The organism is Salinibacterium sp. NSLL17, assembly GCF_015864935.1.
Classification (GTDB): Bacteria; Actinomycetota; Actinomycetes; order Actinomycetales; family Microbacteriaceae; genus Rhodoglobus.
On the sequence record NZ_JADYWH010000002.1, the window covers coordinates 58,368 to 82,870 of the forward strand.

Below are 24,503 nucleotides of genomic sequence, written 5' to 3' on the forward strand. Positions count from 1 at the left end.
ATCAGCTACTCGTTAGACGTCGGCTCATCATCGTCATCCTCGAAAGGATCCGCTTCGCTCGACGGTCGATCGCCAATGTGCAACTGGGCGTGGCGATGCCACAGGGCGATCAACGTTTCAATGGCTGCGTGGAAGCGAGCAGTCGCAGCGCCAGGAGTCGTGTCACCGAAGTGACGCTCAGCCCAATAACCAAGGCGTTCCTTCGCCTCAGTGTCGAACTGCACGCGCTGGGCGATCGAAAGGATGTCGCCAGCCTGGTCGGCGCGTAACCACTCGCACGCTCCAAGGTAGCCACCCTCATCGATGTCAGCGTGCTCCGAGAGTGGACGCGTGACGATGAGCGGTTTGCCGGTGGCGAGCCGGTCATAGACCATCGCCGAAACGTCAGTGATGGCGACATCCGCTGCAACAAGCTGCCAGCCCATCTCTTTGCCGTCGTCGTAGATGTGCTGCACTGATGGGTCAGTTTCGTTCGCTTCGGCAATCGCAGCAATGATCGCGATGTTGGCTCGCTTGTATTCAGGGTCGACAACACCACTGCGGGGGTGCGGGCGATAGATCAGGCGGTGCTTGTCGCTCGCGAGAACCGCGTTCGTCAAAGCGACGCCGTGGCTGGCGATGGAACCGTAGGCGGCAGCATCGCGGTCGCCCTCCCAAGTGGGGGCGTAGAGCACAACGGTGCGGTCGTCGGGAGCGTAGGGCAATTCTCCGGCGAAATGGTCGGCCTGCGGACGCCCGATCGGGATTGCCTTCTTGGCGACATCGAAATCCCAGAGCTTGTAGCTCAAACGATCGAGCGCGGCATCCCCGGCCACAAGACTGAAGTCGTAAGCCTTGAACTGGTTCGTCGTCATGTACATCTTGTCGCTCTCACCATGGTTGATGAAAACGTGCCACATGTGGCCGTACCGGAACATCTGGAAGTTTTTCGCGTTCTGGTTGACGTAGAAGATGATCTTCAACGGCTGCTCGGCCACAAACTGCTCAAGCTCCGACACTCGACGCAAATAGACGGTTGGTACCGGCGCTTCATCCCACAACGCCAGCACTGAACTCGGTGACCGCGAAATGATCGCTACCGGAAAGCTCTTAGAGAGTTCGGCTAGCGGGGCATACCACTGGCGCATTTGGTAAAGATTGACCTTGGTATCGGCGAAGTAAACCGCGATGCTCACCGAACCAGGAACGGGTAGCGGATGCTCGGCTATGAGGTTCGCTACTCGACGCCGATTGCGGCGCGAACGCAACATAGAGCGCACCACCTTGCGTGCGGTTATGAAGTCTTTCAGTAGCGCCATGATCACAATCAAATCATCGGAGGGTCAATAGAACACCTCACCCGCCGCTCCGTTATCGAGCCGATGCTGATCCAGCGGCAGGTAGTTGGACCGCGCTTTCGATAGTACCTGCCCTCCCCTCGGAGGCCCCTACCCGGCGAGACCGCTGGGAACCGCAGGATTTTGGGGATTATAGAGGTACGATTGATAGAATGACCGATTCTGATTCAACCGCACCGTCTGATACCACCGAGACCGCGATCACTTTCTCCGACCTCGCTCTCAGCGATGCGGTACTGAAAGCGGTTCGCGACATTGGCTACGAGACGCCTTCGGCTATCCAAGCAGCCACTATTCCTACTCTTCTGGAGGGGCGCGACGTAGTCGGCCTCGCCCAGACCGGCACGGGAAAAACTGCAGCGTTCGCGCTGCCGATTCTCTCGCGCCTCGACGTTTCCCAGAGCAAGCCACAGGCACTCGTGCTCTCCCCCACCCGCGAACTCGCGTTGCAGGTGTGTGAGGCATTCGAGAAGTACGCCACTCACATGCGCGGCGTGCACGTGCTCCCCGTTTACGGTGGGCAGGCCTACGGCGTTCAGCTGTCGGCACTGCGCCGCGGTGTTCACGTTGTTGTCGGTACTCCCGGCCGCATCATGGACCACCTCGCCAAGGGCACGCTCGACCTTTCCGAGCTCAAGTACCTCGTTCTCGATGAGGCCGACGAAATGCTCAAGATGGGTTTCGCCGAAGACGTTGAGACGATCCTCGCCGACACCCCTGACGACAAACAGGTTGCACTCTTCTCGGCCACGATGCCGGCGCAAATCCGCCGCATCTCCAAGAAGTACCTGAACAACGCCGAAGAAATTACGGTCAAGTCGCAGACCACCACCTCAGCAAACACGAGCCAGCGTTACCTCGTTGTCTCGTACCCGCAGAAGGTCGATGCGCTCACCCGCATCCTCGAAGTCGAAAACTTCGAAGGAATGATCGTCTTCGTTCGTACCAAGAGCGAAACCGAAAACTTGGCTGAGAAGCTGCGCGCCCGTGGTTACTCGGCCGCCGCCATCAGCGGTGACGTGGCTCAGGCCCAGCGTGAGCGCACCGTCAACCAGCTCAAGTCGGGCAAGCTCGACATCCTCGTAGCAACAGACGTTGCAGCTCGTGGACTCGACGTTGACCGCATCAGCCACGTCGTGAACTTCGACATCCCCGTTGACACCGAGTCGTACGTGCACCGCATTGGTCGCACAGGTCGCGCCGGTCGCAGTGGTTCGGCGATCAGCTTCGTCACTCCGCGCGAGCGTCGACTGCTGACTGCCATCGAGAAGGCAACACGCCAGCCGCTCACTCAGATGCAGCTTCCTTCGGTTGAGGACGTCAACTCCACGCGACTCACTCGCTTCGATGACGCCATCACTGAAGCGCTCAACCAGCAGCCTCGCATTTCGGCCTTCCGCGACATCATTGCTCACTACGTTGAGCACCACGATATTCCTGAGGCGGATGTTGCTGCCGCTCTTGCCGTTGTAGCCCAGGGCGAGACTCCCCTGTTACTGTCGGCAGAAGAGGAACGCGCCCAGCGCTTCATCGAGCGCGATGACCGCAAGGCACGCACCGATCGCCCCGAGCGTGGCGGAGAACGGGGCGGAGATCGTGGCGACCGCCCCGAGCGTCGCCCTCGTTCGACCAAGCCGATGGCTGCCTACCGCATTGAGGTCGGCAAGCGTCACCGCGTTGAACCCCGCCAGATCGTTGGCGCTCTCGCCAACGAGGGTGGCCTCAGCCGCGACGACTTCGGTCACATTCAGATTCGTCCGGACTTCTCGCTCGTCGAGTTGCCCGCCGACATGTCGAAAGATGTGTTGGAGCGACTGCGCGACACTCGCATCAGCGGCAAGCTGATCGAGATCGCTCCCGACCGCAAGGCAAACGGGGGCGGAGCGCGAGGCGGAGACGGCAAGTACCCCAGCCGCGATCGCTCATTCGAGGGTGGCGCTCGCGCTAACCGCGAACGTGAAGAATCACGTGGCTACAACAACCGCGATTCTGCGCCCCGGAACGATGCCGGTCGCGACAACACATCGCGTGACAGTGGCAACCGCTACGAAGACCGTCCGACGCGCAAGCCTCGTACCAAGTACTAATTCCACACCGACGAACGGCGTTCTGCGAAAGCAGGGCGCCGTTCGTGCGTTAACGCGAGAGGGTCGCTCTAGATCACTGGAGGGCGCCCGGCACGCGCCATCCGCACCACGGTCGCCCAGCCCATGCTTCGGCGACCACCCGGGTTCTCTCGCCAGCCCGCAAACCAGCCGCCCCACCAGGCACGCATGCCCACCGGGTTCTTCGCTGCACGCAGGACCTGAATTGCGGTCCAGCTGGCAACATAGATTGGCACCAACAGCACCGGCAGGTTGCGCTTGGCCAACCACACGCGGTTGCGGGCATTGAGGCGGTAGTAGTAGCTGTGACGAGCCGGATCGATTGCCGGATGATTCGCCACCAAGTTGCCGGCGTACCAAGCGCGTTTGCCGGCACCCCATACCCGCCACGCGAGCTCTATGCCTTCGTGGGCATAGAAGTAGGGGTCGCCCCACCCACCGATCTCGTCGAAGAGCGGACGCGGCATCAACACGGCGCCCTCCCACACAGAAAACACATCACTCGGATGCCGCGGGTCGCCCTTGCGAATGCGCGGGATCCAGCGGCGTGGGTTCTCTTTGCCCTCGGCATCCTCTACGCGCGGCTGCAGCAGTCCAATGCTCGGATCAGCCTGCATGAGCGCCACAGCGTCGCTGAGGAACGTCGGAGATGGGATGCTGGCGTCGTCGTCGAGGAAGAAAATCCAGTCACCCTGCACGTGCTCGACACCGCGGTTGCGGCCCGCGGGGATGCCCAGGTTGGCCTCGAGGTGAAGACCGCGGACGGCATCCGGAAGCCCGGTGGGGTTCCAGCCATTGCCGACCACGATGATGTCGAGTTCAACGCCGTGCTGCGTCTGCAGCGAGGCAAGGCCGCGCGCGAGGTCGTCGGGGCGCTTTCCCTGACTGAGGGAAACAACGCCGATGCGGTGGGTCATGAGCGAACGCGCTTGGACGCCATGATGGCCACAAAGTGACCGGCGAGTGCGAGAAGTGCGAGCGGCAGCAGAATGAGCAGCACAGTGCGCTCTGCGGCAAGTGCGGGCACGAAGAGTGCGACGATGGCCGTTGCGAACGCGATCATCGTGAGCTCAACCGAGTGGTACAGGCGATGGAAAGGTACGAAGCGAGCAAGGCGACGGAGTTTCGCCACGACGCTATGGCTCGGCACCGCCTCACCCTTGCGGTCGCTGAGTTTGTCGAGGCCGGCGTTGGCTCGAGCAACGTGCACCATGTCATTGAGCGCCTTGTTCAGCACGATGATGAGGGCAAGAGCGAAACCGGCAGTGGTCCACGCGAAGTCGGCGGGGAAGTCGAGCGGCCAGCCCGCGGCGCGGACGCCGAGGGCAATCGGGATGAGCGCTTCTGTGCTGTAGTGCCCGACCTTGTCGAGGAACACCCCTGCTGGTGAACGCGTGTTGCGCCAGCGAGCAACTTCACCATCGCTGCAGTCAACGAGCATCTGCAGTTGGCCGAGGATGAGGGCGAGAGCAGCACCGGTCATGCCGGGGATAAGCAACGCGGCGGCCGTGAGCCAACCGGTGAGGATCATGAGCCCGGTGACACCGTTAGCGCTGATGGACGTCTTGAGGAGCACCCACGTCAGGTAGGGGGAAATGTCGCGCAGGTAGAGCGATGCCGTCCAGTGTTCAGCATTGGCTCGCAGGCGCACCTCTGGCGGTTGCGTTACTTCGCGCAGTTGGGCGATGCTTTCGGGGCGCGTAGCGGGCTGCGGTGGTGTGTGAGGAGACACGGTATTACCTTCCCGTATGCGCTGTGATGTTCTTGGTGAGTTTCAGGAATCCGAGAATGAACCCGCTGCCCCAGCCAAAGTGGATACAGGGAAGCACGATCAGATACCAAAGACCTGATCGTAGCCCGTCTTTCGCCGCGGCAACAGCAGCCGCAGCAATGACGAAGAGTGCGTAGATCGCGGGCGCAGCGTAGGCGACGGCCAGCCAGCCGGTGCCGGTGCTGCTCGCAACAATTCCGAGAATGAGCCCGACTACGGTGCCGACAACAGCCAACGGTGGCACGAAATAGCGCAGCGAATTTGCCGTTCCAAAGCGGCGAGCCAGCTCACCGCGCCAAATGCCGGTGGCAACGAACTGTCGAATAAGGGTGCGCAGGTTGGACCGCGGCCGGTAGACGACTTCAAGTTCGGGCGTGAACCAGACGGTGCCGCCGGTAGCGCGCAAACGGCGGTTCAGCTCCCAGTCTTGGCCGCGCTTAATATCTTCGTCAAAGAGTCCGACCTCAACGAGACGTTCACGCTGGAAGACGCCAAGGTAAGCGGTATCGGCTGGGCCCTCTTTGCCGCCCGTGTGATGCTGGGTGCCACCGAGACCTTCAGGCGACCCGTAGGCGTGAGCGACAGCACGTTCGAAAGGCGTGCGGCCTTGAGCTTTCATGATGCCGCCAACGTTGTCGGCACCGGTGCGTTCAAGAGTGTCAACCGCGACGCGGGTGTAGTTGGTCGGCAACACGGAGTGCGCATCGACACGAACCACGATCGGATACGTGGAAGCGCGGATAGCAGCGTTGAGCCCGCCGGGAGTGGAACCAAGTTCGTTGGTGATGTGACGGATGCGCGGATCAACCCGTGCCATTTCGTCGATGACGGCATTGGTGCCATCGATGCTCGGACCCAGCGCGAGCACGATCTCGAAGGGACCCTCATAGTCTTGCGCTGTGAGGCTGTCGACGGCTGCCTCAATGTGTTCAACTTCGTTGAGTACGGGCATCACGTACGACACACCAGTGAGGGCTTGAGCCTTCTTTGCCATGGGTTCCAATACGTCGGGCCGGGTTGTCGGTCGAGCTTATCGCGTAGGGCGCGAATTGCCGCGGTTACACACGTGTGCGGCGTGCGCAGGCTTAGGGCCCGCACACGCCGCACACGTGGTCATTCGGTGTTACTGGAGAGCACCGAGAGTGACGTCGACGGTGTATCCCTTGCCGTCACGCACGTAGGTGAGAGGCGTGGTTTCGCCTGCCGATTGAGCACGCACCTGAGCGGTGAGGTCTGTCTTGTTGGTGATGGGGAGTCCATCGAATCCGGTGACGATGTCGCCTACCTTGAGTCCGGCATCCTCAGCTGCTCCACCGGCGACGATGTCGACGATGCTGGCACCGACTACTTCGGCATCGCTCTGGATGGGGTCGTCGGTCACATCGGCGACTGCAGCTCCGAGGAGACCGTGGGTGGCCGTTCCGCTTTCGAGGATCTCGTTGGCGACACGGCTGGCAACGTTCGAGGGGATCGCGAAGCCAACACCGATGCTGCCTGCGGTTCCACCGGAGGAGGCGATGGCGACGTTGATTCCGATGAGTTCACCGTCGGAGTTCAGCAGGGCGCCACCGGAGTTGCCGGGGTTGATCGCGGCATCCGTCTGGATCACGGCGAGGGCTACTGAGGCCTGAGCTGACGAGTTTTGTCCGCTTTCTTGGCCGTTTTCGCCGAAGAGGTCGAAGTTCCAGAGGTCTTGATCGCCGCTGTCGTCGGGGGCTTCAGTGCTTGCCTCGGGGTCTTCGGAGAGCGCCGATGAAGCGATCGTGATGCTGCGGTTGAGTGCGCTCACAATTCCGCTCGTGACGGTTCCCGAGAGTCCCAGGGGCGCACCGATCGCGACGGTGCTGTCTCCTACGTTGAGCTCACTGGAGTCGGCAATGCTGATGAAGGGCATGTCGCTGACGTCATCAATGTGAATGACGGCGATATCGGAGATGGCGTCGAAGCCGATGACGGTCGCGGAAAGCAAGCGTCCGTCGCTGGTGGTGACGGTGACGGCGGGGTCTGCGACTTCACCATCGAGGGTAACTACGTGAGCGTTGGTGATGACGTTGCCGTCTTCACTAATGATCACGCCGGATCCGCTTCCGCCTGCGTTCTGGCCCGTCACGTTGATGGTGACGATCGCGGGAGCAGCCTTAGCGACAACCGAGGTGACGAGAGTTGCGTTCCCCGGGTCGTTAACGGTGATGGATGCGGGGCTCGCGGTGCCGCTGACAGCTGACGTCGCTTGGTTTCCGAGCGCCCAGAGCGTGACGCCTGCACCGGATGCACCGCCGAGGAGCGCGACGATGGCAAATCCGGCCACGAGGCCAAGTGTCATGCGGGGCTTTTTCTTGGGTGCGGCAGGATCGGCAGCTGCTGCTGCCGGAATTGCTGCTGGGCCGAAGCTTGCGCCGGGGTGTGCCCCTGCTTCAGCAGAGGCTGAGTCCGTCTGCACGGTGGGTGCAGCGGGGGCCGTGGCGGCCGAAGATGTGACGAGCTCAGCAGGTGCGCTTGGAGTCGCAGCGTTCGCGGCAATCGCTGTACCTGCAGCGGGCGGGGCTTCCACCGGGGCGGCACTGGGTGCGGCTTCGGTGGAGGAAGTCTGTGTGGGCGCGCTGTCGACGCCGGCGGGTGTTTCCGCGGTATTGCCTGCTGCGGGAGTTTCCGCAGTGTTGGCTGCGACGGGAGTCGCTGAAACCTGGGGTGCTGTTTCGGGGGTGCTGGTTGGGGTGCTGTTCTCTTCGGGTGTTACATCTTCGGGTGTTTCTTCGGGGGTGGGTTCTTCGGGGACCTGAGTCATGGTGTGCTCCTTTCAGCGATGCAAGCTTCCATCGCTAACCTGTGCATTCTATTTAGGTCTGCTGTGGGTGGGCTGCGCGGTTGAAAGGAGTTGACCTCGACACCGAGCTGGTAGCCCGGTTTCGCGGGGTTTTTGTTCTGTGTTCGGTTTGTGGTCGAGAGGATTAGCAGCCGATTCCGGTGGGGTTGGCGATGCAGTCTTGGTCGACGAGCACTGTGGTGGCGTGCCCTGCGGTCGCGGTGAGGGGCGGCGCGACGATGGTGAGGGTGCCGACGACGTTCTGCCAACTGCTGCCGGCGACACGGTATTCAGCGGCATAGGTGACGGCGAGACTGATCGTGTAGTTGCCGGGTTCCTCAAACACGTGACTGGTGGGTGTCGGATCGAATTCGGCGATCTTGCTCTTCGCCCAGGTGGTTCCTGCAGTGCCGAGGGTGGAGGTGGTGCCGTCGCCGTAGTCCCAGTTGTAGGAGGTGGGCGTGAATCTGACTTGGGCGGTGCCGCCGAAGAGGGTGCCGTCTACGACGTGGGCGGACGCGTTGGCGTAGAAATTGGTGTCGAGGCCGACGATCATCCACTGGTTAGGTTGCATGCCTGCGGCGGGGGCTTGCGGGCGGAAGGTGGCGATATCGGTAATGCTGAGCGGCCCGGTGGCGTCCGTGGCTTTCGGAGGTGGATTTCCGATGACTTTGCAGCCCAGGGGAACGCCCTCACCGCAACGGAGATTGAGCTGCGGCAGCACAAGCACGGACGTGGTCGGGCCATCCACGAAAGCGTCGCCCGTGTTAACTCCATCGGCTATGGGGCTTTCCTTCGTCGCTCCCAACTCGACTTGCCCCGCAACCTCATTCGAAGTCGCGCACGTGCCCAGTCTGTCCTGCAACTTAGTACAGCCACCATTCGCCGCAAAGGCCGAAATCGGACTACCGACGAGGAAAACGAGCACGACCAACGTGGCCGTTATCCGTGCACGAAAGTTCATTAGCAAACCCCGGACTCCCAGAGTTGCTGGTCCGAGACAACCAATTGAGCGTCGGCCTCAATGAACGTGAACGTCACTTGCATTGTCGAAACGTCGTCGCGCGTCGGTTCGATAATTGACTTGCCTGCCGCATCCAAGACATCGGTGCCCGAAACGTCGCTGCACAGATAGAGACCGATGATGTCGATCGGGCCCGCACCAGGCGAATAGCGTTGGAGGACTAGATCGGAGTACGTCGTGATTCCTGTGGCCCGGTAGCCCTCGGCTTCGAACTCTCGCATTTCCTCGATGGACACATTTAGGAAATCGCCGGTTGCTACAGCGCCTAGACGTTGTGGATCCGCCCCGCCTTCGATCAGGATCTCATCAGACACCCGCGAATACTCCGCATACGCCTCCTCGGCCGCTGCGAGTGCTTCTTCGTCTGACGCGTAGGGCGCAACGAAGGAGGCCGTCTGCTCGGGTGGGGGTGTCGCATCGGAGGGCACGCATCCACTCAGCAGCACTAAGAGGAGCACGCCGCCCGATACACGTACGAGGTTCGGTAGCCGCATACAACGACGCTAGGCATCCCCCACGATCCGGGCAGTCAACTTTCCACAGCCAGACGCCGCATCCAGCACCGCAAGTGGTTAGGCTTGCGGAACAATGACAGTCACCGGATCTTGGGAACGCGCCGCCAATGGCGCCATGCTGCTCGGCGCCGACGGGCAGCTGAGCCAAACAATTTTTGCCGAAATGTCGGCCCTTGCCGTTACCAGCGGCGCCATCAACTTGGGTCAAGGTTTTCCTGACGAAGACGGACCAGCCGAAGTGTTGGATGCCGCCCGCAAAGCAATCAGTGACGGTGCCAACCAGTACCCGCCAGGCAACGGTTTCCCGGTGCTGCGCAACGCGATCGCCGAACACCAAGAACGTTTCTACGGAATCGAACTCGACCCCGACACCGAAGTTCTCGCGACAGCGGGTGCCACCGAGGCGCTAGCCGCCACGATCCTTGCGCTCACCAACGAAGGCGACGAGGTCATCACCCTCGAACCGTTCTACGACGCCTACGGCGCCATGATCAACTACGCGCGCGCCACCCACGTGACGGTGCCGCTGCGCTCCCCCGACTTTCAGCCCAACCACGACGACATCCGCGCCGCCTTCAGCGGGCGCACTCGTCTCATTATCCTGAACAGCCCACACAACCCCACCGGTGCTGTGCTCGACCGCGAAACCCTCGAACTGATCGTGGAGCTCGCCCACAAATATGACGCTCTTATCGTCACCGACGAAGTGTACGAACACATCACCTTCGGCTTCGAACACATCCCCGTCGCTAGCCTGCCCGGTGCGTTCGACCGCACGATCAGCATCTCGAGTGGCGGCAAAACGTTCAACACCACGGGCTGGAAAATCGGGTGGATCACCGCACCCCAGCCCATCCTGCAGGCCATCATGGCGGTGAAGCAATACCTCACCTATGTCAACGGTGCACCACTCCAGCACGGCATCGCCGCAGGCCTTGGTCTCCCCGACAGCTACTTCGACGAACTCGCCAGCGGCCTCGCCCGCAAACGCGACACCCTGGGCGCTGGTCTCCGCAACGCAGGCTTCGACGTGAGCACACCCCAAGCCGGCTACTTCATCATTGCGGATGCCGCACCCCTCGGAGTGACGGACGCTGCAGAATTCTGCCGCCAGCTGCCGGAGCTCGCCGGAGTCGTCGGAATCCCTGTCACCGCGTTCGTGCACCCCGCGAATCACGGCGACTACAACACGCTCATCCGTTTCGCCTACTGCAAAAAGCCAGACGTGCTCGAGCGGGCTGCAGCTCAGCTCTCAGGGATGAAGCTGCGCCATTAACGCACCAGCGTAAGAATTTCCGCGCCATCATCGGTAATGGCAATCGTGTGCTCGCTGTGGGCTGTACGGCAACCGGTCACGCTGCGCAAAGTCCAGCCATCGGCGTCCGTCACCAGCTCAGCAGTATCAGCCATCACCCACGGCTCCAGAGCCAAGAGCATCCCCGCGCGAAGTGGGTACCCGCGCCCTGGCCGCCCGTCGTTGGCCACGTGAGGGTCCTGGTGCATTGTGGAGCCAATACCGTGACCGCCAAACTCCATATTGATGGGATACCCCGCCTCGCTGAGCACGGTACCGATCGCATGTGAAATGTCGCCAATGCGATTGCCCGGTCGCGCCGCTGCAATGCCCTCAGCGAGCGCCCGCTGCGTGACGTCGATCAGTGCGATGCTCTCTACCGGCTGCGACTCCCCCACGACAAAACTGATCGCCGAATCTGCTGCGACACCGTCGAGAATCACCGCGAGGTCGAGAGTAAGAAGGTCGCCCTCGGCGAGCGAGTAGTCGTGCGGTAGGCCATGAAGCACCGCGTCATTCACCGCCGTGCAAATGTAGTGACCGAATGCGCCGCGACCGAACGAAGGCGCATAGTCGACGTAGCAGGAGGTGGCACCCGCGGCCACGATCATCGACTGCGCCCAACGGTCAATCTCGAGCAGGTTAGTGCCGACCTTCGCTCGGCCTTTCAACGTCTGCAAAATGTGGGCGACCAGAGCCCCGGTCTCGCGCGCGCGAAGAAGCTCTTTGGGGCTAAGAATTTCGATCATTGAGGCCTCCACACCAGAACACTTCGAATAACTATACCGGCCATATTATCCCGGTATAGAATCGACGCATGGTCCGATTGCCGCTCTCCCCCTCTGAAGTCGACCGCGGAAAACGCCTCGGCATGGCGCTGCGGCGCGGGCGCGGCACACGGTCGATCCTCGACACCGCTCTTGCCGCGGGCATCTCTCCCGAGACCCTTCGCAAGATCGAGACGGGTCGCATCGCTACTCCGGCGTTCCCCACCATCGCGGCCGTCGCCGACGCTATTGGACTTTCTCTCGATGAGGTCTGGGCCGAAGTTCGGGAGCCGGAACAGCGGCGCTCGGCCTAACGCTCCTCGAGCGGGTGCACGCCATAGCGACGCAACGATAGCGCCGGGTTGGTCGCCCGCACCTCGTCGAGGCGAGCGTGCTCAATGTGGGCGACAGCGACATCCGTGCGCTCACCGATCGTCACAAGCTCAACACCCATGGGGTCGACGACCATGCTGTTGCCGACGCCAATCGGCGGGGCGTGATCGGCAGCGGCGACAAAGACGGTGTTCTCGATCGCCCGCGCCGTGAGCAGCGTGCGCCAGTGGTATTCCTTGAGCGGACCACGCACCCACTCGGCGGGCACGACGATGAGGTTGGCTCCGGCATCCACCAACCGGCGTGACACCTCCGGAAAACGGATGTCGTAGCAGGTCTGCAAACCGACCGTGAAGCCCTCCCAGGCGAAGGTCTGCGGCGCGGCTATCGACCCGGGGATGACCCAGTCGGATTCGCGCTGCCCGAAGGCGTCGTAGAGGTGCTGCTTGCTGTAGGTCGCGACGATGGAGCCTGTCGGCGCAATCGCGACGAGGGTGTTCCAGAAGCGGTTATCTTCGTCGCTCGACTGCAACATGCCCGCAGCGACATGAATCCGCAACCGCTGCGCGAGCGAGGTCAACGCCTGCACGAAAGGGCCATCGAGAGGCTCGGCGGCGGTGACCCAGTCCTCGCCCATCGTTGCGGTGAAGTACGACGAGTACTCCGGAAAGATCACAAAACTCGCGCCACGTTCGACGGCACGCTCAGCAAGCTCCGTGATCTGCGCGATGTTCTCATCGCGATCGTGGCCGGGAACGAACTGGGCAACGGCGATAGTCGAAGCGGGAGTCATAAGCCCAGCCTACGACCCCGCCGGGACAGCTAGCAGGGAACCGTCGGAGAAAGCGACTACGCGCCGCCCTCCGCAATCTGCTTGCGATACGGAAGCAGTGCGGCCTTCATGCCAATTCCGAGCACGCCTACGAGACGGCCGTCGCGATAGTAACCAACGGCAGCCTGGTCGCTGAGGTCTCCCTCAAGGACGCGGATGTCGTCATCCGACACCAGCCCCAACAGACCGTAGGCCTGCAGTTTGATCTCGAACTGGTTAGACCAGAACGACGGCACCGGAGCGAAGGGTTTGGCGACCACATCAGCAAAGGAACCGTCGTCGGCAAGGTGTGCCGCCAGCACGGCACCAGCACGCTTGCCGGTGTCGGTCGGGATGTTCCAGTGCTCGACTCGACGCGGAACGTCATCGAACATCGGGTTTGGGAAGCGAGCAATATCGCCCACCACGTAGACATCATCGAGCGCGACACCATCGGTGGTGACAGCGCGCATCGCGTTGTCGGCGAGCACCCCATCCGAGACGTCGAGGTTCGTGCCCTCAAGCCACTCGATGTTGCAGTGCGAACCGACAGACTCGATCACGACATCGGCCTCAACAACGCGGCCATCGCTCAGCTCAACAGACTCGACCGCAGCCTCGCCGTTGATCGCCGCAACAGTCACGCCAGAGAAAATCTCTACGCCCTCTTCGGTGAGACGGCGACGCATTTCCTTCGCGACGAGGTCGCCCAAAGGACGCATCATGGGCTCGGCACTCGGCGTCACAATGGTGACCGCGCAGCCCAACTTGCGAGCGGTGGCGCTCAGTTCGCAACCCAAGAAACCCGAGCCGACAACGACGACGCGGGCACCGGGCGTGAGTTCCGCACGTAGAGCCATCGCGTCATCCAGCGAACGAACAACGTGACGGCCGGCGATCGGAGCAAAATCCAAGCGGCGAGCGCGCAGGCCCGTCGCAATAACCAGAGCACGCCACTCCTGCACAGACCCATCGTCTGTAGTGAGAGTGCGCGCATCGAGATCGACCGCAGTCGCCCGCACCCCGAGCATCCACTCAACATCGCCCATCTCTGCACGCGACGGAAACGCCACAGCCTCATGGGTCACGTCAGTGGCCAAGACCTCTTTGGAGAGAGGCGGACGGTTATAGGGGGCGTGAAGTTCTTCGCCAACCACGCGGATAGCACCGGTGTAGCCCGAACGGCGAAGAGACTCCGCCGCGCGCAGCCCACCCATCGCCGCACCGACAATAACGACCGGTGCGGCGGGGTTAGCCACAGTCACTATTCGACGATTCGAATGGCCTGCATCGGGCACACATCAACAGCGGCTTCAATGTTGTCGCGCTCCGAGTCGGGCGCTTCAGCCACGTACTCGAGCTTGTCGTCGTCGTTGAGCTTGAAGTTGTCGGGTGCCTCGAACACACACTGGCCGTAGTGCTGGCACTGGTTCATGTCGACTTCGATTTTGATCATCGCTTTTCCTCAACTTTCGACGGGTAGAGATCTTTCGACGGAGTTCGAATGCCTCGGAACTCCCAGTCGCCACCCATTGCTGTCGACATTACCTCTTCACTCTCGGTGGGTTGTGCCCCCACGTCGGTGCGGATGGCAGTCGGGCCCGTAACGATGCGGTTCGTGAGCTTGCCCAGACCTTCGACTTCGACCTCAACAACGTCGCCAGGCTGAACCGGACGCGAGAACGCGGGCGTTCCCGAGAACAGCATGTCACCGGGGCTCAACGTGATCGTGCGTGCAATGTCGGCCACGAGGTAGTTCATGTCCCACTCCATGTTGTCGGTGTTGTCGTCTTGCTTGACCTCACCGTTCACGATGGTGCGCAACTGCTTGCCGCGGAAATCCCAGTCCGTGACGAGACCGGGGCCGACAGGGGCGAGAGTGTCGCTGCCCTTGACACGAAGCATGGAACCGGCATCCGTGTCTCGGAAATCGTGCAGACCGTAGTCGTTGCCGATCGAGTAACCGGCGATATAGTCGCTGGCTTGCTCGGGTGACACGTTGCGGCACGTGCGACCGATGACGATGACAATCTCACCCTCAAAGTTCAACCACTTGCAGCCTTCAGGGCGCACAACATCACCCTTGTGGGTGTTGAGTGCGGTGACCGGCTTCTGAAAGTACGTCGGTGCAGCGGGCAGCTTGGTCATGAATTCTTCGGTGCGGCTTGCGTAGTTCAAGTGCACGGCGATGATCTTGCTCGGCTCGGTCGGAGGCAAATGGATCGCCTCGTCAACTCCCACCTCGCGGCCATCGCCGGAGACGAGAACGTCACCGTGACGCGTTACCTGTGTCGGGTATCCATCAAGAAGTATTCTGCGGAGTTCAGTCACGAGAGAGAACCACATCCTTTGCTGCTGGGAAGCCACCTTCTGGCTTCGGGAACCACACGTGAACCTGACCGGTACCGATGGAGTTTTCGTAGTCGCTGTACATTACGCCGGGAGCGGTGCAGGCTTCTTCACCGATGGCACCCGCCGTCATGAGCCAGTGACCAAACATGGCCTCGGGGCGAACCTTCTGGAACGCGGGCATGGTTTCCAACACCTGCGCGTGGTCGCCAGCCTTGAACCAGTCGAGACGTTCGTAGTCTGCCTCGCGGGCGGCATCCGAGAAAATGTGGGCCGGGTCTGCCATCTCGTGCTTGCGCAGATCGCGCAGCTTGTAGAACGTGTGCGAGAGGGCACCGGAGGCGAGCAGGATGACGCGGCGGTCACTCTTGGCAATCGCTTCACCAATCGCACGCCCCGCGCGCAAGAAGTCTTCATCGGTGGCGGTCTGACAAATAGAGACGCTCACCCACTTCTTATCGGGCAAGCCCTTGCCGAGGTACTCCCACAGGTTGATCGTGGCGTACATGATCGGCAGGTACTCGTCGTCGATCGGAGTGATCCACGTGCCGTTCTTCTCAGCCTGCTCCCCCATGAGCTTCGCGAGCTCGGGGTCGCCGATGAAGTCGTACGGCACACCGCTCATTCCACGAGGAAGCTCCTCCGACGTGAACTTGCCGTGGCGACGCTCGTGCGCCGTAACGACGAATTCAACCGTGGTCGCCCAGTGGCTGTCGAGCACGACAACAGTGTCGTAATCGTCATTCTCGAAGTAGTCCTTGCGGAGTCGTTCGAGGCCTTCAACGAGCGTTGAATCTTTGCCCTCATTGAGTTCCATGCGGATCTCTTGAGGCAACATGATCGTAGGTACGTGGGCGATCAGCCCAGCGCCAACAACTTCTCCCATGACTATTCCTTCCATCCGTTCGGTGAAACCACCGTGTTCTTTACATCTGCGTAGAAATCAAATGACCAGGTGCCGCCCTCGCGACCGACACCCGACTTCTTGGAGCCACCGAACGGTGCGCGCAAGTCGCGCACAAAGAAGCAGTTGACCCAGATCGTGCCGGCAACCAGCTGCTTGGCGATGACATCAGCGTGCTCACGATTGCCCGCAACGAGGATGGCGGCGAGCCCGAATTCGGTTCCGTTGGCCATCGCGACGAGTTCTTCGTCGGTCGTGAATGTCTGCATTGTCAGCACCGGCCCGAAGACCTCCTGCGTGACGATCTCGCTTCCGAGCGCAGGGTTCTTGACGAGCGTTGGCGTGAAGTAGAGACCGCCGAGTTCAGCGTTCGGCCCACCACCGAAGAGGATGTCTGCTCCGCCTTCCTTGGCGCGATCGACGAATCCCTTGATGCGCTCGAAGTGCACGCGGTGAACCTGTGGCCCGATGTCGGTCTCGATGTCGCGAGGGTCGCCCTGACGCAGGGACTCGACCTTCGCTTGGAATGCTGCAGCAAAGTCATCCGCGATATTTTCGTGAACGAGGATGCGGGTGCCGGAGAGGCACACCTGGCCGGCGTTGTCGTACTGCTCAACGGCAAGGGTTGCTGCGAGCTCGAGGTCGGCGTCTTCCATGACGATGCACGGGCTCTTGCCGCCCAGCTCAAAGCTGCACGGAGTGAGGTTGTCGGCTGCGGCGCGAGCGATGGACTTTGCGGTCGGCACTGAACCGGTGAATGAGATGCGGCTGAGGTCGGGGTGTTCCACGAGCGAGGCACCCGCCTCTTTTCCATACCCCTGTACGACGTTGAAGACTCCAGCGGGAAGACCCGCTTCAGCGGTGATGTCGGCGAAGAGGGATGCCGTGAGCGGCGTCCACTCGGCCGGCTTCAGCACTACCGTGTCGCCCGCGGCGAGCGCCGGAGCGATCTTCCAGGTGGCGAGCATGAGCGGCGCGTTCCACGGCGTGATGAGAGCGGCGACTCCCGAGGGATCCCACGAGACGTGGTTGTTGTGACCACGAGTTTCGAAGTCGGGATGCCCGAGGTCGTTCACGAGGTAGTCAGCGAAGAAACGGAAGTTGTGGGCCACTCGCGGCATGACACCGCGTAGGTGGCTGCGCAGGAGCGCGCCGTTGTCCATCGTTTCGACGTTGGCGAGGTCGCTGATGCGCTCTTCGACGAGGTCGGCGATCTTGTGCATGATTGCTGCACGGTCTTTCGGGCTGGTGGCAGCCCATCCGGGGAATGCTGCACGGGCTGCGGCGACAGCCATGTCGACTTCGCGTTGGCCTCCGCGGGAGATTTCTCCGAGGGCGCTGGCATCGATCGGTGACACATTGGTGAAGGTGTCGGCGGAGGCGACGCGCTCTCCGTTGATGAAGTGCCGCGTATCGACGGTCACTCCTGCTACTTGAACGTTGGTCATAGTGTTCCCGTCTCGAATCGCTCGCCGTTAAGTCATTCGGATGCTAATGACTTACCTTAGCGAGTGATCCGACCCCAAACAAGCATTAGGGGGAACCGACCACCAAAAATTCTGGGCTGACTAGTTTTTGGGCTCCACGCCAGCAGTGATCACGCGCAGCATCTCGGCCAGCTCTTCGCGCTTGCTGGGATCAACCGGGCCAGTGACAGCCTGTTCTTGAAGATTGAAGGCAGGAAAGAGCTCGACCATGAGCTCGCGACCTCGGTCGGTGAGGTTCACCACAACGAGGCGGCCGTCGCTCGCACTCCGCTGACGAATGAGCCAGCCGCGGCGCTCAAGGGTTGTGAGAACCCCCGTGAGTGTGGCCTTAGAGAATCCACCTTCGAGAGCGATTTGGCGAGTCTCGATCGGCTCCCAAATCCAAGTAACCCACAGCACAACAAAGGCCGTCCACGAGAGGTTGTGCTCCGAAAGCACTGTGCGCTCAAAGTGATTGCGCACGGCGTTTGCGGCGCGAAAGAGGTTCGAGGCAACAGCCATAGCGGAGTAATCGAGCGGCAAGCCGCCGACCTTCGCCTGCACTTGGCGTTCAGTCTCAGTCAGTGTGTGTGGTCCGGCCACGGAGGGTCCCCTCGCTCGCGTTTAGCTCCGGTTACTCTACCCAACCCCCGGCGTTCAGAAAGTTTTTGCGCGCATCGCTCACAGAATCGTGCCGGTGTGGCATATTGTTTGTATCCAAACAACCCACGGAGGATTGAGTTGACTTCAATGGCGAACGTCACCCTGGCAGACCTAGATCTGTTCGAGAACGGCACACCCTGGAACGTGTTCGACAAGCTTCGCGCTGACGCACCCGTGCACTGGTCAGAAGAACCAGCGCCCAACCACGGCTTCTGGTCGCTCACCCGCTACCACGACATCGTTTCGGTGTTGCGAGACACCGAGACGTTCTCCAGCGAACGCGGCACCGTCAACCTCGAAGAACTCGACGCTGACCAAATTGAGGCTCGCAAGTCGATGCTCGAGACCGATGGTGTTCGTCATCGTGCGCTTCGCCGTCTCATGCAGGGCGAGTTCACCCCTCGGGCTGTCGCCGGCTACGAGACCTTCCTCCGTGGTCTCACCGCAAGCACTCTCGATGCAGCGTTCGCCAACAAGGAATTCGAATTCGTCGACCAGGTCGCGGCCGACTTCCCCATCCGCGTGCTCGCCAAAATGCTTGACGTGCCCGACACCGACATCTACAAGCTCATTGACTGGGGCAACCGGATGATCGGAAACGACGATCCGGAACACGCTGATGTTCTGGCCAGCTCCGCCGAGAGTGAAGAGTTCCGCCTGTTGCCGTTCCGCTCCCCCGCTGCCCGCGAGGTGTTCGAGTACGGCAATGACCTCGCCAATCAACGTCGCGGCAAAGACGGCACCGACCTCGTATCGCGCCTCGTCAACCAGACGCCGATGGACGGCGTAGAGCTCAGCGAGCGTGACTTCAACAGCTATTTCTTGCTGCTCGTTGTTGCGGGAAACGAAACCACGCGTCACACCATTACTCACTCCATGAACTACCTCATGGACAACCCTGACCAGCTTGAGCTGTTGCAAGAAAAACCTGAGCTCATCCCGTGGGCGGTCGAAGAGTTCTTGCGTATGGCGAGCCCGGTCTACCACTTCCGTCGCACCGCGACGAAGGACACCGAGATCAACGGCCAAGCCATCAAGGAGGGCCAGAAGGTCGTCACCTGGTTTGCTGCAGGCAACCGCGACCCCGAAGTCTTCGAAAACCCCTACAAGATGGATGTCACCCGCAACCCCAACGAACATATGGCGTTCGGTCGTGGCGGCCCGCACATGTGTCTCGGAAACTCTCTGGCACGCCTAGAGATCCGTATCATGTTCGAGAACCTGTTGCCCCGGATCTCCGGAATGACGAAGCTCAGTGAACCTGACCGTCTGCGCAGCAATTTCGTCAACGGAATCAAGCGACTCCCGGTACGCGTTGAATTAGCAAAGTAGGCACATGAGCGAGGTAGTTGCATGAGCGAAGTTCGGCCACAAGGCAGACCCCACGCAGTATGGGGCGACGAGACTGAAGTAGTGCAGCTCGCCCTCGACTGGACCGCCAAAAGAATGGTCCGCAAAACCGACCCCCTGTCAACTGCTCGGCCCGCGGCCGATCTGGCGGCAGAGGTTGGTGAAGCGATCCGCCCCGAAGGCATTGGCGGTGCGGAGGCACTGCGTATTTTTGACGAGATTCTTGAGCCGGCAACTCGTGCTCAGGATGACCCGTTAAACCTCGCTTATATTGCGGCCGCACCGACTCGCGCGGCGGTTGCGTTTGACCTCGTCACCAGTTCTGCCAACATTTTTGGTGGCCTCTGGGAGTCGGGTGCTGGCGCGATCTTTGCCGAGAACCAAGCCCTGCAGTGGATCATCGGGCTGCTCGGTTGGCCAGAGACCGCTGGCGGCACTTTTGTTTCCGGCGGCACCTCGGGCAACCTTTCGGCGCTCATGACCGCGCGAGAAACAGCCAAGACTCGTCGCGGTGGCCGCCCGGCTGGGGGTTGGCAACTCGCGTGCACCACCAACGCGCATTCGTCGATCCAGTCGGCGGCGAAAGCACTCGACGTTGACGTCGTCGATGTCCCCATTGACGAACGAGGGCACATGACCGGAGCAGCCCTGCGGGCCGTTCTCGAACAGTCACCGAACGTATTTGCTGTTGTGGCATCCGCTGGCACCACCAACGAAGGCCTCGTCGACGACCTTTCTGACATCGCCGATGTCTGCGAAGAATTCGGGGTCTGGATGCACGTCGACGGCGCCTACGGTGGTGCGGGGCTCGCCGCCCCGAGCATCCGCCACCTCTTCGACGGTGTTGAACGGGCTGACAGCTTTATCGTCGACCCGCACAAGTGGCTCTTCGCACCCTATGACTGCTGTGCGCTGGTGTATCGCGAGCCCGAGCTGGCTCGCGCCGTGCACTCCCAGCACGCCAGCTATCTGGATGCCATCGACCGCGACGAGTGGAACCCCAGCGAACTCGCACTGCACCTTTCGCGACGCGTGCGCGGACTCCCGCTCTGGTTCAGTCTCGCCACCCACGGCACCGACAAGTATCGGGACGCCATCGAAGCCTCCGTGGCAACCGCCCGTGAAGTCGCCCGCGCCATAGAGGCGACCGACTATCTCGAACTCGTGCGCGAGCCAGAGCTCTCGGTGCTGCTGTTCGTGCGCACCGGGTGGACCGCTGAACAGTATTCGGCGTGGTCAAAGCAAGCGGCGCACGACGGCGTCATCCTGTGCGTGCCGACCTCGTGGCGTGGCCAAAGCGTGCTGCGACTCGCCTTCGTGAACCCCGATACCGAGGTTGCCAAGGTGATGGCGGCGCTTGAAACGCTGCGATAACGTGCGCCTGGGGTAGTTTTAGGCCACGGCGATGAAGCCGACCGGTGCACGAAAGGGGTGACGAGATGAACACAGCTGTTTCTTTGACCGAATTGGCGGCAACAGAATTAGCGAGTGCTGTCGCGTCGAATAACGGGCGAAGCGCGCTGACGATCTGTGGCGGCCGGGACGCGAAACTGCGACAGACGTTGATGGCACTGCGCGCCGGCGAAGGCCTCTCCGAGCATTCCAGCCCCGGTGAGGCGACCCTGCAGGTGATCGTCGGCCATATCGCTTTGCGATCCTCCGACGAATCGTGGGAGGGCAAGCCAGGCGATCTGCTCCCCATTCCCACCGAGGTTCATGCCGTGGATGCGCTCGAAGACTCCGTGATTTTACTCACGGTCGTGAAAGCGCAGTAGGCCCGCTCGCTAGCCATGCTCGGCGAGCGAACCCAGCCAGCGAACCCTGGCTAGCCGAGCTTCGCCACGCGGTCGAGGAATGCATCCACGAGTGCGGCCGTGCGCTGACCGGCGACGGCCTCTTCGGCGCGAGTTTGTTCGAGCATCACCGCGGCGTTTTGACCATCGGCGGTCACTTCATCGATGCCGCCCTGATCGAGCCACCCCTCAAGAATTGCTGCGTTGAGTTCGGGATGGAACTGCACGGCCAAACTGCGGCCGTAGGTAAACGCTTGGGGCGCAACCGGGTTGCGGGCGATCTCAACGGCGCCCTCAGGCATTGTCCATTGGTCGTAGTGGAACTGGAACCACGGGCCGTTGGAGACTAACGAGGTGTCATCGCTATAAATGGCGGTCCAGCCGATTTCGGCTTTCTGACCCCGCGCTACCGTGCCGCCGAGAGCGCGAGCAATCAGTTGGCCTCCGAAACAAATGCCGAGCACCGGGATGTCCGCCTCGATAATGGTGCGCACCCACTCGAGTTCTGGGGCCAACCACCGGCCGATGCATGCGTCATTCCACGCACCCCACGGCGCTCCCATGGGGATCACGAGGTCGTACTGCGACGGATCCGGAAACTCAAAATCAACGTTCGGGTTGTCGAAATTCTCCTCGGTGACGACCATGATCTCGTCGATCTCAAAGCCGCGTTCCCGCAGGCGATCCCCCACTGGGCCGCTCGCGGTGACGTGATCGTGTTGCACCAGGAGAGCTCTCATCTGTGTACCTTTCAGGTAAATTTCTGGCGATGAGTGGACAGCCACACCGCTGTGTGCCTTAGTATCGCACTAATCGTTCAGTGCCGAACGATTTATTTTTCGGAGGAAGAATGACTCTCGACATAGCAGCACTTCAAGCAGACTTGCAGGCAAAAGGGATCGATGTTCTGCGCCTGATTTTCCCGGATGTGCTGGGAATCACCCGCTCAAAAGATCTTCTCGTCAGCCAATTGCATCGCACGAAGTCTCCGCTGTTCTGCCAAGGCGTGTGGGTAACAACCACCGGCGGGGGCGTGCTCGACGGAAACGACATCATGTCATCCGGCCTTCCCGACCTCCTCACCCAGATCGACCCCGAGACCCTCACGATGATGCCGTGGGAGCCCGGCGTTGCCCTCGTCATCGGCGATGCATTCAACCCCGACCACAGCCCCAGCGACGTCGCACCACGTTCGGTGCTGCAAAACGTGATCGCCGAATACGCCGCCCTCGGTCTCACCCCGACCGTCGGCCCCGAACTTGAGTTCTACATCGCCAACTACGACGAAGACAACGGGTGGAGCCGCAGCCTCAGCCGCACCGGCCGTGTCTACACGACCGGCGAGCACGTCGACCCCGGTGGGCAATTCCTGAACCTCATGCGCATGCTCGACGGCATGGACATCGGCGTCTTCGCCGGCAACCACGAATTCAGTCCCTCGCAATACGAGATCAACCTCTGGCACAGCGAAGCACTGGATGCCGCCGACCGAACCTTCCTCTTCAAGACCGCCGTGCGCGACATCGTCGCCCGCACCGGCAAGCACGCCCTCTTCGTGGGCAAGCCCTGGGACGACGAAGGCGGCAGCGGATTCCACTTGCACTTCTCCGTCGTCGACAGTGACGGCAACAACATCATGTCGGATGGCGGCGCTGGGCTCTCAGAGACCGCCAACCACATGATCGGTGGAATCCTCGCCCACGCCGGATCACTCGCAGCACTCTCGAACCCCACCGTCAACGCCTACAAGCGCCTCGGCCCGGACACCCTGGCTCCCTACCGCGCCAACTGGGGCCACGATAACCGCAGCGCGATGCTGCGGGTGCCGCCTGAGCGCGGCGCGGGAACGCGACTGGAAGTGCGCCTCGGCGACCCGGCAGCGAACCCGTATCTGCTGATCGCATCCACTCTGGCTGCTGGCCTTGATGGCATCAAGCGCAAGCTCACGGCACCCGCAGCAGTCGCGGGCTGGGCCTACGAAGACGAGTCGGCACCGATCTTGCCGATGACTCTCAGCGCCGCCCTAGACGCTCTCGACGCCGACATGGTGATGCGCGAGACCATGGGCAGCACTGTGATTGATGTCTTCAGCGTGCTCAAGCGCGATGAAGTGATGCGCTACGAAGACTCTGTCGCCGACAAGACGACGCGCGACATCAGCCAGTGGGAGATCGACGAATACTTCGCCGACTACTAAACCGGTGAACCGCTAGACACACGAAAAGCCCCGCCGAAGTTCTCGGCGGGGCTTTTTGCGGTGAAAGAGATTAGATAGCGTTCGAGCGGTCCTCTACGAGTTCGCCACCGTTGAAGGTGACGCCGATCTCGCGGTAGTAGCCGCCGAGGATTTCTTGCACGGGCAGGATCGAGTGCAGTTCGTCCCATTGCGAATCGCCGAGGTGGAGTTCGGCGTCGCCCTTCCAGGTCTCGCCAATCTCGACGTCGGTGCCGCCCATCGTGATGAGTTGGTCGAGGGACATGCCGGCATCCTTGCTGATGGAGGGCATGAACCGGCTGTGCAGCATTTTGTGGCCGTTGACGAAGCCGTTGCTTTCAGCAGGCTCACGCAGCGTGACGACGGCCGAAGCGAGGCGGTGGTCGTACGCCGCGATGGAAGCGCCGAATTGGCCACCGTTCTCGAGCTTGGGAGTTGCTTTGCCCGCGTTGAAGACTCGAGTAACAGCGATGTTGCCGAGCTTCTTGGGATAGCCCTGGAACCAACCGCGGCCGATGGCGAAGTCTTTGTTGACCCAGATGGCGACGCAACGGCTGTACACGATGCCCTTGTGCGAGCACCGCACCACCATGAACGCTTCGAGGTACTGCGCGCGCACGGGGTCAAGCAATTCGAGGCCGCCCGTGCTGCAGGACTGCCAGTCGGCCCACACGATGGCAACAGCGCCAGGCTGTTCAGGGGCGAGGTCAATATCGTCAGGGAGGATCGCACGTACGTTGGCTGGATCGGTCAGATACTCGACAGTGAGCAGCGTTCCCGAGTAGTACCAGGGCATCTTCGGCACGAGCGAACTTGACCCTTGAGGGGTGAGTGGAGGAAGAAATCCGTTGAGTTCGGTCATGCGCCAGAGTGTAGCCCAAAACAGTTCGTATCCGAATGAATTTCCAGAAACCCTTGACTAAGTCACCCTGTCTTCGCCATTGTTGAACCCAACTCGTTCGGATACGGACGACTTGATTTAGAACTCAACGAGGAGTTTCAC

Annotated in this window: 24 protein-coding genes; 7 read left to right on the plus strand and 17 right to left on the minus strand. The window is 61.4% G+C overall.

Annotated elements, in window-relative coordinates; genetic code table 11:
• Nucleotides 1-5: 5 nt before the first annotated feature.
• Nucleotides 6-1,298, minus strand: a complete 1,293-nt coding sequence (locus tag I6E51_RS09980) for a CDP-glycerol glycerophosphotransferase family protein (protein WP_197110230.1) — start codon at nt 1,296-1,298, stop codon at nt 6-8.
• 191 nt (nt 1,299-1,489) lie between these two features.
• Here I6E51_RS09980 and I6E51_RS09985 point away from each other — a divergent pair, with 191 nt between their 5' ends.
• Nucleotides 1,490-3,424: a DEAD/DEAH box helicase gene (locus I6E51_RS09985; protein ID WP_197107294.1), complete on the plus strand. Its 1,935-nt coding sequence runs from the start codon at nt 1,490-1,492 to the stop codon at nt 3,422-3,424.
• 68 nt (nt 3,425-3,492) lie between these two features.
• On the opposite strand, the gene I6E51_RS09990 is transcribed toward I6E51_RS09985, so the two are convergent.
• From I6E51_RS09990 to I6E51_RS10015, 6 genes are all read right to left on the minus strand, one after another.
• Entirely contained in the window at nt 3,493-4,359 is an 867-nt protein-coding gene (locus I6E51_RS09990) for a glycosyltransferase family 2 protein (RefSeq protein WP_197110231.1), read from the minus strand.
• Nucleotides 4,356-5,174, minus strand: coding sequence for a CDP-alcohol phosphatidyltransferase family protein (locus tag I6E51_RS09995; protein WP_197110232.1), 819 nt, complete (start codon nt 5,172-5,174; stop codon nt 4,356-4,358). Before I6E51_RS09995 ends, I6E51_RS09990 begins: the two co-directional genes overlap by 4 nt.
• Before the next feature lie 4 nt (nt 5,175-5,178).
• Complete coding sequence (locus I6E51_RS10000; protein ID WP_197110233.1) at nt 5,179-6,207, minus strand: glycosyltransferase family 2 protein; 1,029 nt, start codon at nt 6,205-6,207, stop codon at nt 5,179-5,181.
• Between the two features lie 129 nt (nt 6,208-6,336).
• Nucleotides 6,337-7,998 (minus strand): S1C family serine protease, encoded by a 1,662-nt coding sequence (locus I6E51_RS10005; protein WP_197110234.1) that lies wholly within the window; start codon nt 7,996-7,998, stop codon nt 6,337-6,339.
• A 163-nt stretch (nt 7,999-8,161) separates the two neighbouring features.
• On the minus strand, nt 8,162-8,980 hold the full coding sequence (locus tag I6E51_RS10010) for a PKD domain-containing protein (RefSeq protein WP_231600020.1): 819 nt from the start codon (nt 8,978-8,980) through the stop codon (nt 8,162-8,164).
• Nucleotides 8,980-9,534 (minus strand): hypothetical protein, encoded by a 555-nt coding sequence (locus tag I6E51_RS10015; RefSeq protein WP_197110235.1) that lies wholly within the window; start codon nt 9,532-9,534, stop codon nt 8,980-8,982. The genes I6E51_RS10010 and I6E51_RS10015 overlap by 1 nt, the downstream gene beginning before the upstream one ends.
• Before the next feature lie 94 nt (nt 9,535-9,628).
• On the opposite strand from I6E51_RS10015, the gene I6E51_RS10020 reads away from it, so the two are divergent.
• Complete coding sequence (locus I6E51_RS10020; protein WP_197107300.1) at nt 9,629-10,831, plus strand: aminotransferase class I/II-fold pyridoxal phosphate-dependent enzyme; 1,203 nt, start codon at nt 9,629-9,631, stop codon at nt 10,829-10,831.
• Here the strand turns inward: I6E51_RS10020 and map are convergent.
• Nucleotides 10,828-11,598: a type I methionyl aminopeptidase gene (map, locus tag I6E51_RS10025; protein WP_197110236.1), complete on the minus strand. Its 771-nt coding sequence runs from the start codon at nt 11,596-11,598 to the stop codon at nt 10,828-10,830. The genes I6E51_RS10020 and map overlap by 4 nt on opposite strands.
• A gap of 68 nt (nt 11,599-11,666) precedes the next feature.
• Between map and I6E51_RS10030 the strand changes: the two genes are divergently transcribed.
• The gene (locus tag I6E51_RS10030) at nt 11,667-11,930 is read left to right on the plus strand and encodes a helix-turn-helix domain-containing protein (protein WP_197107302.1); all 264 of its coding nucleotides are present in this window, start codon (nt 11,667-11,669) and stop codon (nt 11,928-11,930) included.
• Here the strand turns inward: I6E51_RS10030 and I6E51_RS10035 are convergent.
• The 7 genes from I6E51_RS10035 to I6E51_RS10065 all read right to left on the minus strand — a co-directional run bounded on the left by I6E51_RS10035 (nt 11,927) and on the right by I6E51_RS10065 (nt 18,082).
• The gene (locus tag I6E51_RS10035; RefSeq protein WP_197110237.1) at nt 11,927-12,742 is read right to left on the minus strand and encodes a carbon-nitrogen hydrolase family protein; all 816 of its coding nucleotides are present in this window, start codon (nt 12,740-12,742) and stop codon (nt 11,927-11,929) included. The two genes, I6E51_RS10030 and I6E51_RS10035, sit on opposite strands and share 4 nt — an antisense overlap.
• A 56-nt stretch (nt 12,743-12,798) precedes the next feature.
• Nucleotides 12,799-14,019, minus strand: a complete 1,221-nt coding sequence (locus tag I6E51_RS14550) for an FAD-dependent oxidoreductase (RefSeq protein ID WP_307783909.1) — start codon at nt 14,017-14,019, stop codon at nt 12,799-12,801.
• A 5-nt stretch (nt 14,020-14,024) separates the two neighbouring features.
• Nucleotides 14,025-14,216, minus strand: coding sequence for a ferredoxin (locus I6E51_RS10045; RefSeq protein WP_009774276.1), 192 nt, complete (start codon nt 14,214-14,216; stop codon nt 14,025-14,027).
• On the minus strand, nt 14,213-15,091 hold the full coding sequence (locus I6E51_RS10050) for a fumarylacetoacetate hydrolase family protein (protein ID WP_197107305.1): 879 nt from the start codon (nt 15,089-15,091) through the stop codon (nt 14,213-14,215). Before I6E51_RS10050 ends, I6E51_RS10045 begins: the two co-directional genes overlap by 4 nt.
• Nucleotides 15,084-15,995 carry a catechol 1,2-dioxygenase gene (locus tag I6E51_RS10055; protein WP_197107306.1) on the minus strand — a complete coding sequence of 304 codons (912 nt, stop codon included), beginning with the start codon at nt 15,993-15,995 and terminating at the stop codon, nt 15,084-15,086. The genes I6E51_RS10050 and I6E51_RS10055 overlap by 8 nt, the downstream gene beginning before the upstream one ends.
• Before the next feature lie 2 nt (nt 15,996-15,997).
• Nucleotides 15,998-17,461 carry an aldehyde dehydrogenase gene (locus I6E51_RS10060; protein ID WP_197110239.1) on the minus strand — a complete coding sequence of 488 codons (1,464 nt, stop codon included), beginning with the start codon at nt 17,459-17,461 and terminating at the stop codon, nt 15,998-16,000.
• Nucleotides 17,462-17,581: 120 nt separating this feature from the next.
• Complete coding sequence (locus I6E51_RS10065; RefSeq protein WP_197110240.1) at nt 17,582-18,082, minus strand: MarR family winged helix-turn-helix transcriptional regulator; 501 nt, start codon at nt 18,080-18,082, stop codon at nt 17,582-17,584.
• 147 nt (nt 18,083-18,229) lie between these two features.
• On the opposite strand from I6E51_RS10065, the gene I6E51_RS10070 reads away from it, so the two are divergent.
• From I6E51_RS10070 to I6E51_RS10080, 3 genes are all read left to right on the plus strand, one after another.
• Entirely contained in the window at nt 18,230-19,474 is a 1,245-nt protein-coding gene (locus tag I6E51_RS10070; protein WP_197107309.1) for a cytochrome P450, read from the plus strand.
• 21 nt (nt 19,475-19,495) lie between these two features.
• On the plus strand, nt 19,496-20,866 hold the full coding sequence (locus tag I6E51_RS10075) for an aminotransferase class V-fold PLP-dependent enzyme (protein WP_231600021.1): 1,371 nt from the start codon (nt 19,496-19,498) through the stop codon (nt 20,864-20,866).
• Between the two features lie 65 nt (nt 20,867-20,931).
• The gene (locus I6E51_RS10080; RefSeq protein ID WP_197110241.1) at nt 20,932-21,267 is read left to right on the plus strand and encodes a cupin domain-containing protein; all 336 of its coding nucleotides are present in this window, start codon (nt 20,932-20,934) and stop codon (nt 21,265-21,267) included.
• 50 nt (nt 21,268-21,317) lie between these two features.
• Here the strand turns inward: I6E51_RS10080 and I6E51_RS10085 are convergent, their stop codons facing one another.
• A complete protein-coding gene (locus I6E51_RS10085; RefSeq protein WP_197110242.1) occupies nt 21,318-22,025 on the minus strand; it encodes a type 1 glutamine amidotransferase in 708 nt (235 codons plus the stop codon).
• Nucleotides 22,026-22,135: 110 nt separating this feature from the next.
• On the opposite strand from I6E51_RS10085, the gene I6E51_RS10090 reads away from it, so the two are divergent.
• Nucleotides 22,136-23,482 carry a glutamine synthetase family protein gene (locus I6E51_RS10090; protein ID WP_197110243.1) on the plus strand — a complete coding sequence of 449 codons (1,347 nt, stop codon included), beginning with the start codon at nt 22,136-22,138 and terminating at the stop codon, nt 23,480-23,482.
• Between the two features lie 70 nt (nt 23,483-23,552).
• Here the strand turns inward: I6E51_RS10090 and I6E51_RS10095 are convergent, their stop codons facing one another.
• The gene (locus I6E51_RS10095) at nt 23,553-24,362 is read right to left on the minus strand and encodes an acetoacetate decarboxylase family protein (protein ID WP_197110244.1); all 810 of its coding nucleotides are present in this window, start codon (nt 24,360-24,362) and stop codon (nt 23,553-23,555) included.
• Between the last annotated feature and the right edge of the window lie 141 nt (nt 24,363-24,503).

What these genes read in the sequence shown, in the direction of transcription:
- I6E51_RS09980 (WP_197110230.1), bottom strand. Translation starts at nt 1,298, where the DNA reads ATGGCGCTACTGAAAGACTTCATAACCGCACGCAAGGTGGTGCGCTCT.
- I6E51_RS09985 (WP_197107294.1), top strand. Translation starts at nt 1,490, where the DNA reads ATGACCGATTCTGATTCAACCGCACCGTCTGATACCACCGAGACCGCG.
- I6E51_RS09990 (WP_197110231.1), bottom strand. Translation starts at nt 4,359, where the DNA reads ATGACCCACCGCATCGGCGTTGTTTCCCTCAGTCAGGGAAAGCGCCCC.
- I6E51_RS10000 (WP_197110233.1), bottom strand. Translation starts at nt 6,207, where the DNA reads ATGGCAAAGAAGGCTCAAGCCCTCACTGGTGTGTCGTACGTGATGCCC.
- I6E51_RS10005 (WP_197110234.1), bottom strand. Translation starts at nt 7,998, where the DNA reads ATGACTCAGGTCCCCGAAGAACCCACCCCCGAAGAAACACCCGAAGAT.
- I6E51_RS10010 (WP_231600020.1), bottom strand. Translation starts at nt 8,980, where the DNA reads ATGAACTTTCGTGCACGGATAACGGCCACGTTGGTCGTGCTCGTTTTC.
- I6E51_RS10015 (WP_197110235.1), bottom strand. Translation starts at nt 9,534, where the DNA reads ATGCGGCTACCGAACCTCGTACGTGTATCGGGCGGCGTGCTCCTCTTA.
- I6E51_RS10020 (WP_197107300.1), top strand. Translation starts at nt 9,629, where the DNA reads ATGACAGTCACCGGATCTTGGGAACGCGCCGCCAATGGCGCCATGCTG.
- map (WP_197110236.1), bottom strand. Translation starts at nt 11,598, where the DNA reads ATGATCGAAATTCTTAGCCCCAAAGAGCTTCTTCGCGCGCGCGAGACC.
- I6E51_RS10030 (WP_197107302.1), top strand. Translation starts at nt 11,667, where the DNA reads ATGGTCCGATTGCCGCTCTCCCCCTCTGAAGTCGACCGCGGAAAACGC.
- I6E51_RS10035 (WP_197110237.1), bottom strand. Translation starts at nt 12,742, where the DNA reads ATGACTCCCGCTTCGACTATCGCCGTTGCCCAGTTCGTTCCCGGCCAC.
- I6E51_RS10045 (WP_009774276.1), bottom strand. Translation starts at nt 14,216, where the DNA reads ATGATCAAAATCGAAGTCGACATGAACCAGTGCCAGCACTACGGCCAG.
- I6E51_RS10055 (WP_197107306.1), bottom strand. Translation starts at nt 15,995, where the DNA reads ATGGGAGAAGTTGTTGGCGCTGGGCTGATCGCCCACGTACCTACGATC.
- I6E51_RS10060 (WP_197110239.1), bottom strand. Translation starts at nt 17,461, where the DNA reads ATGACCAACGTTCAAGTAGCAGGAGTGACCGTCGATACGCGGCACTTC.
- I6E51_RS10070 (WP_197107309.1), top strand. Translation starts at nt 18,230, where the DNA reads ATGGCGAACGTCACCCTGGCAGACCTAGATCTGTTCGAGAACGGCACA.
- I6E51_RS10075 (WP_231600021.1), top strand. Translation starts at nt 19,496, where the DNA reads ATGAGCGAAGTTCGGCCACAAGGCAGACCCCACGCAGTATGGGGCGAC.
- I6E51_RS10080 (WP_197110241.1), top strand. Translation starts at nt 20,932, where the DNA reads ATGAACACAGCTGTTTCTTTGACCGAATTGGCGGCAACAGAATTAGCG.
- I6E51_RS10085 (WP_197110242.1), bottom strand. Translation starts at nt 22,025, where the DNA reads ATGAGAGCTCTCCTGGTGCAACACGATCACGTCACCGCGAGCGGCCCA.
- I6E51_RS10090 (WP_197110243.1), top strand. Translation starts at nt 22,136, where the DNA reads ATGACTCTCGACATAGCAGCACTTCAAGCAGACTTGCAGGCAAAAGGG.
- I6E51_RS10095 (WP_197110244.1), bottom strand. Translation starts at nt 24,362, where the DNA reads ATGACCGAACTCAACGGATTTCTTCCTCCACTCACCCCTCAAGGGTCA.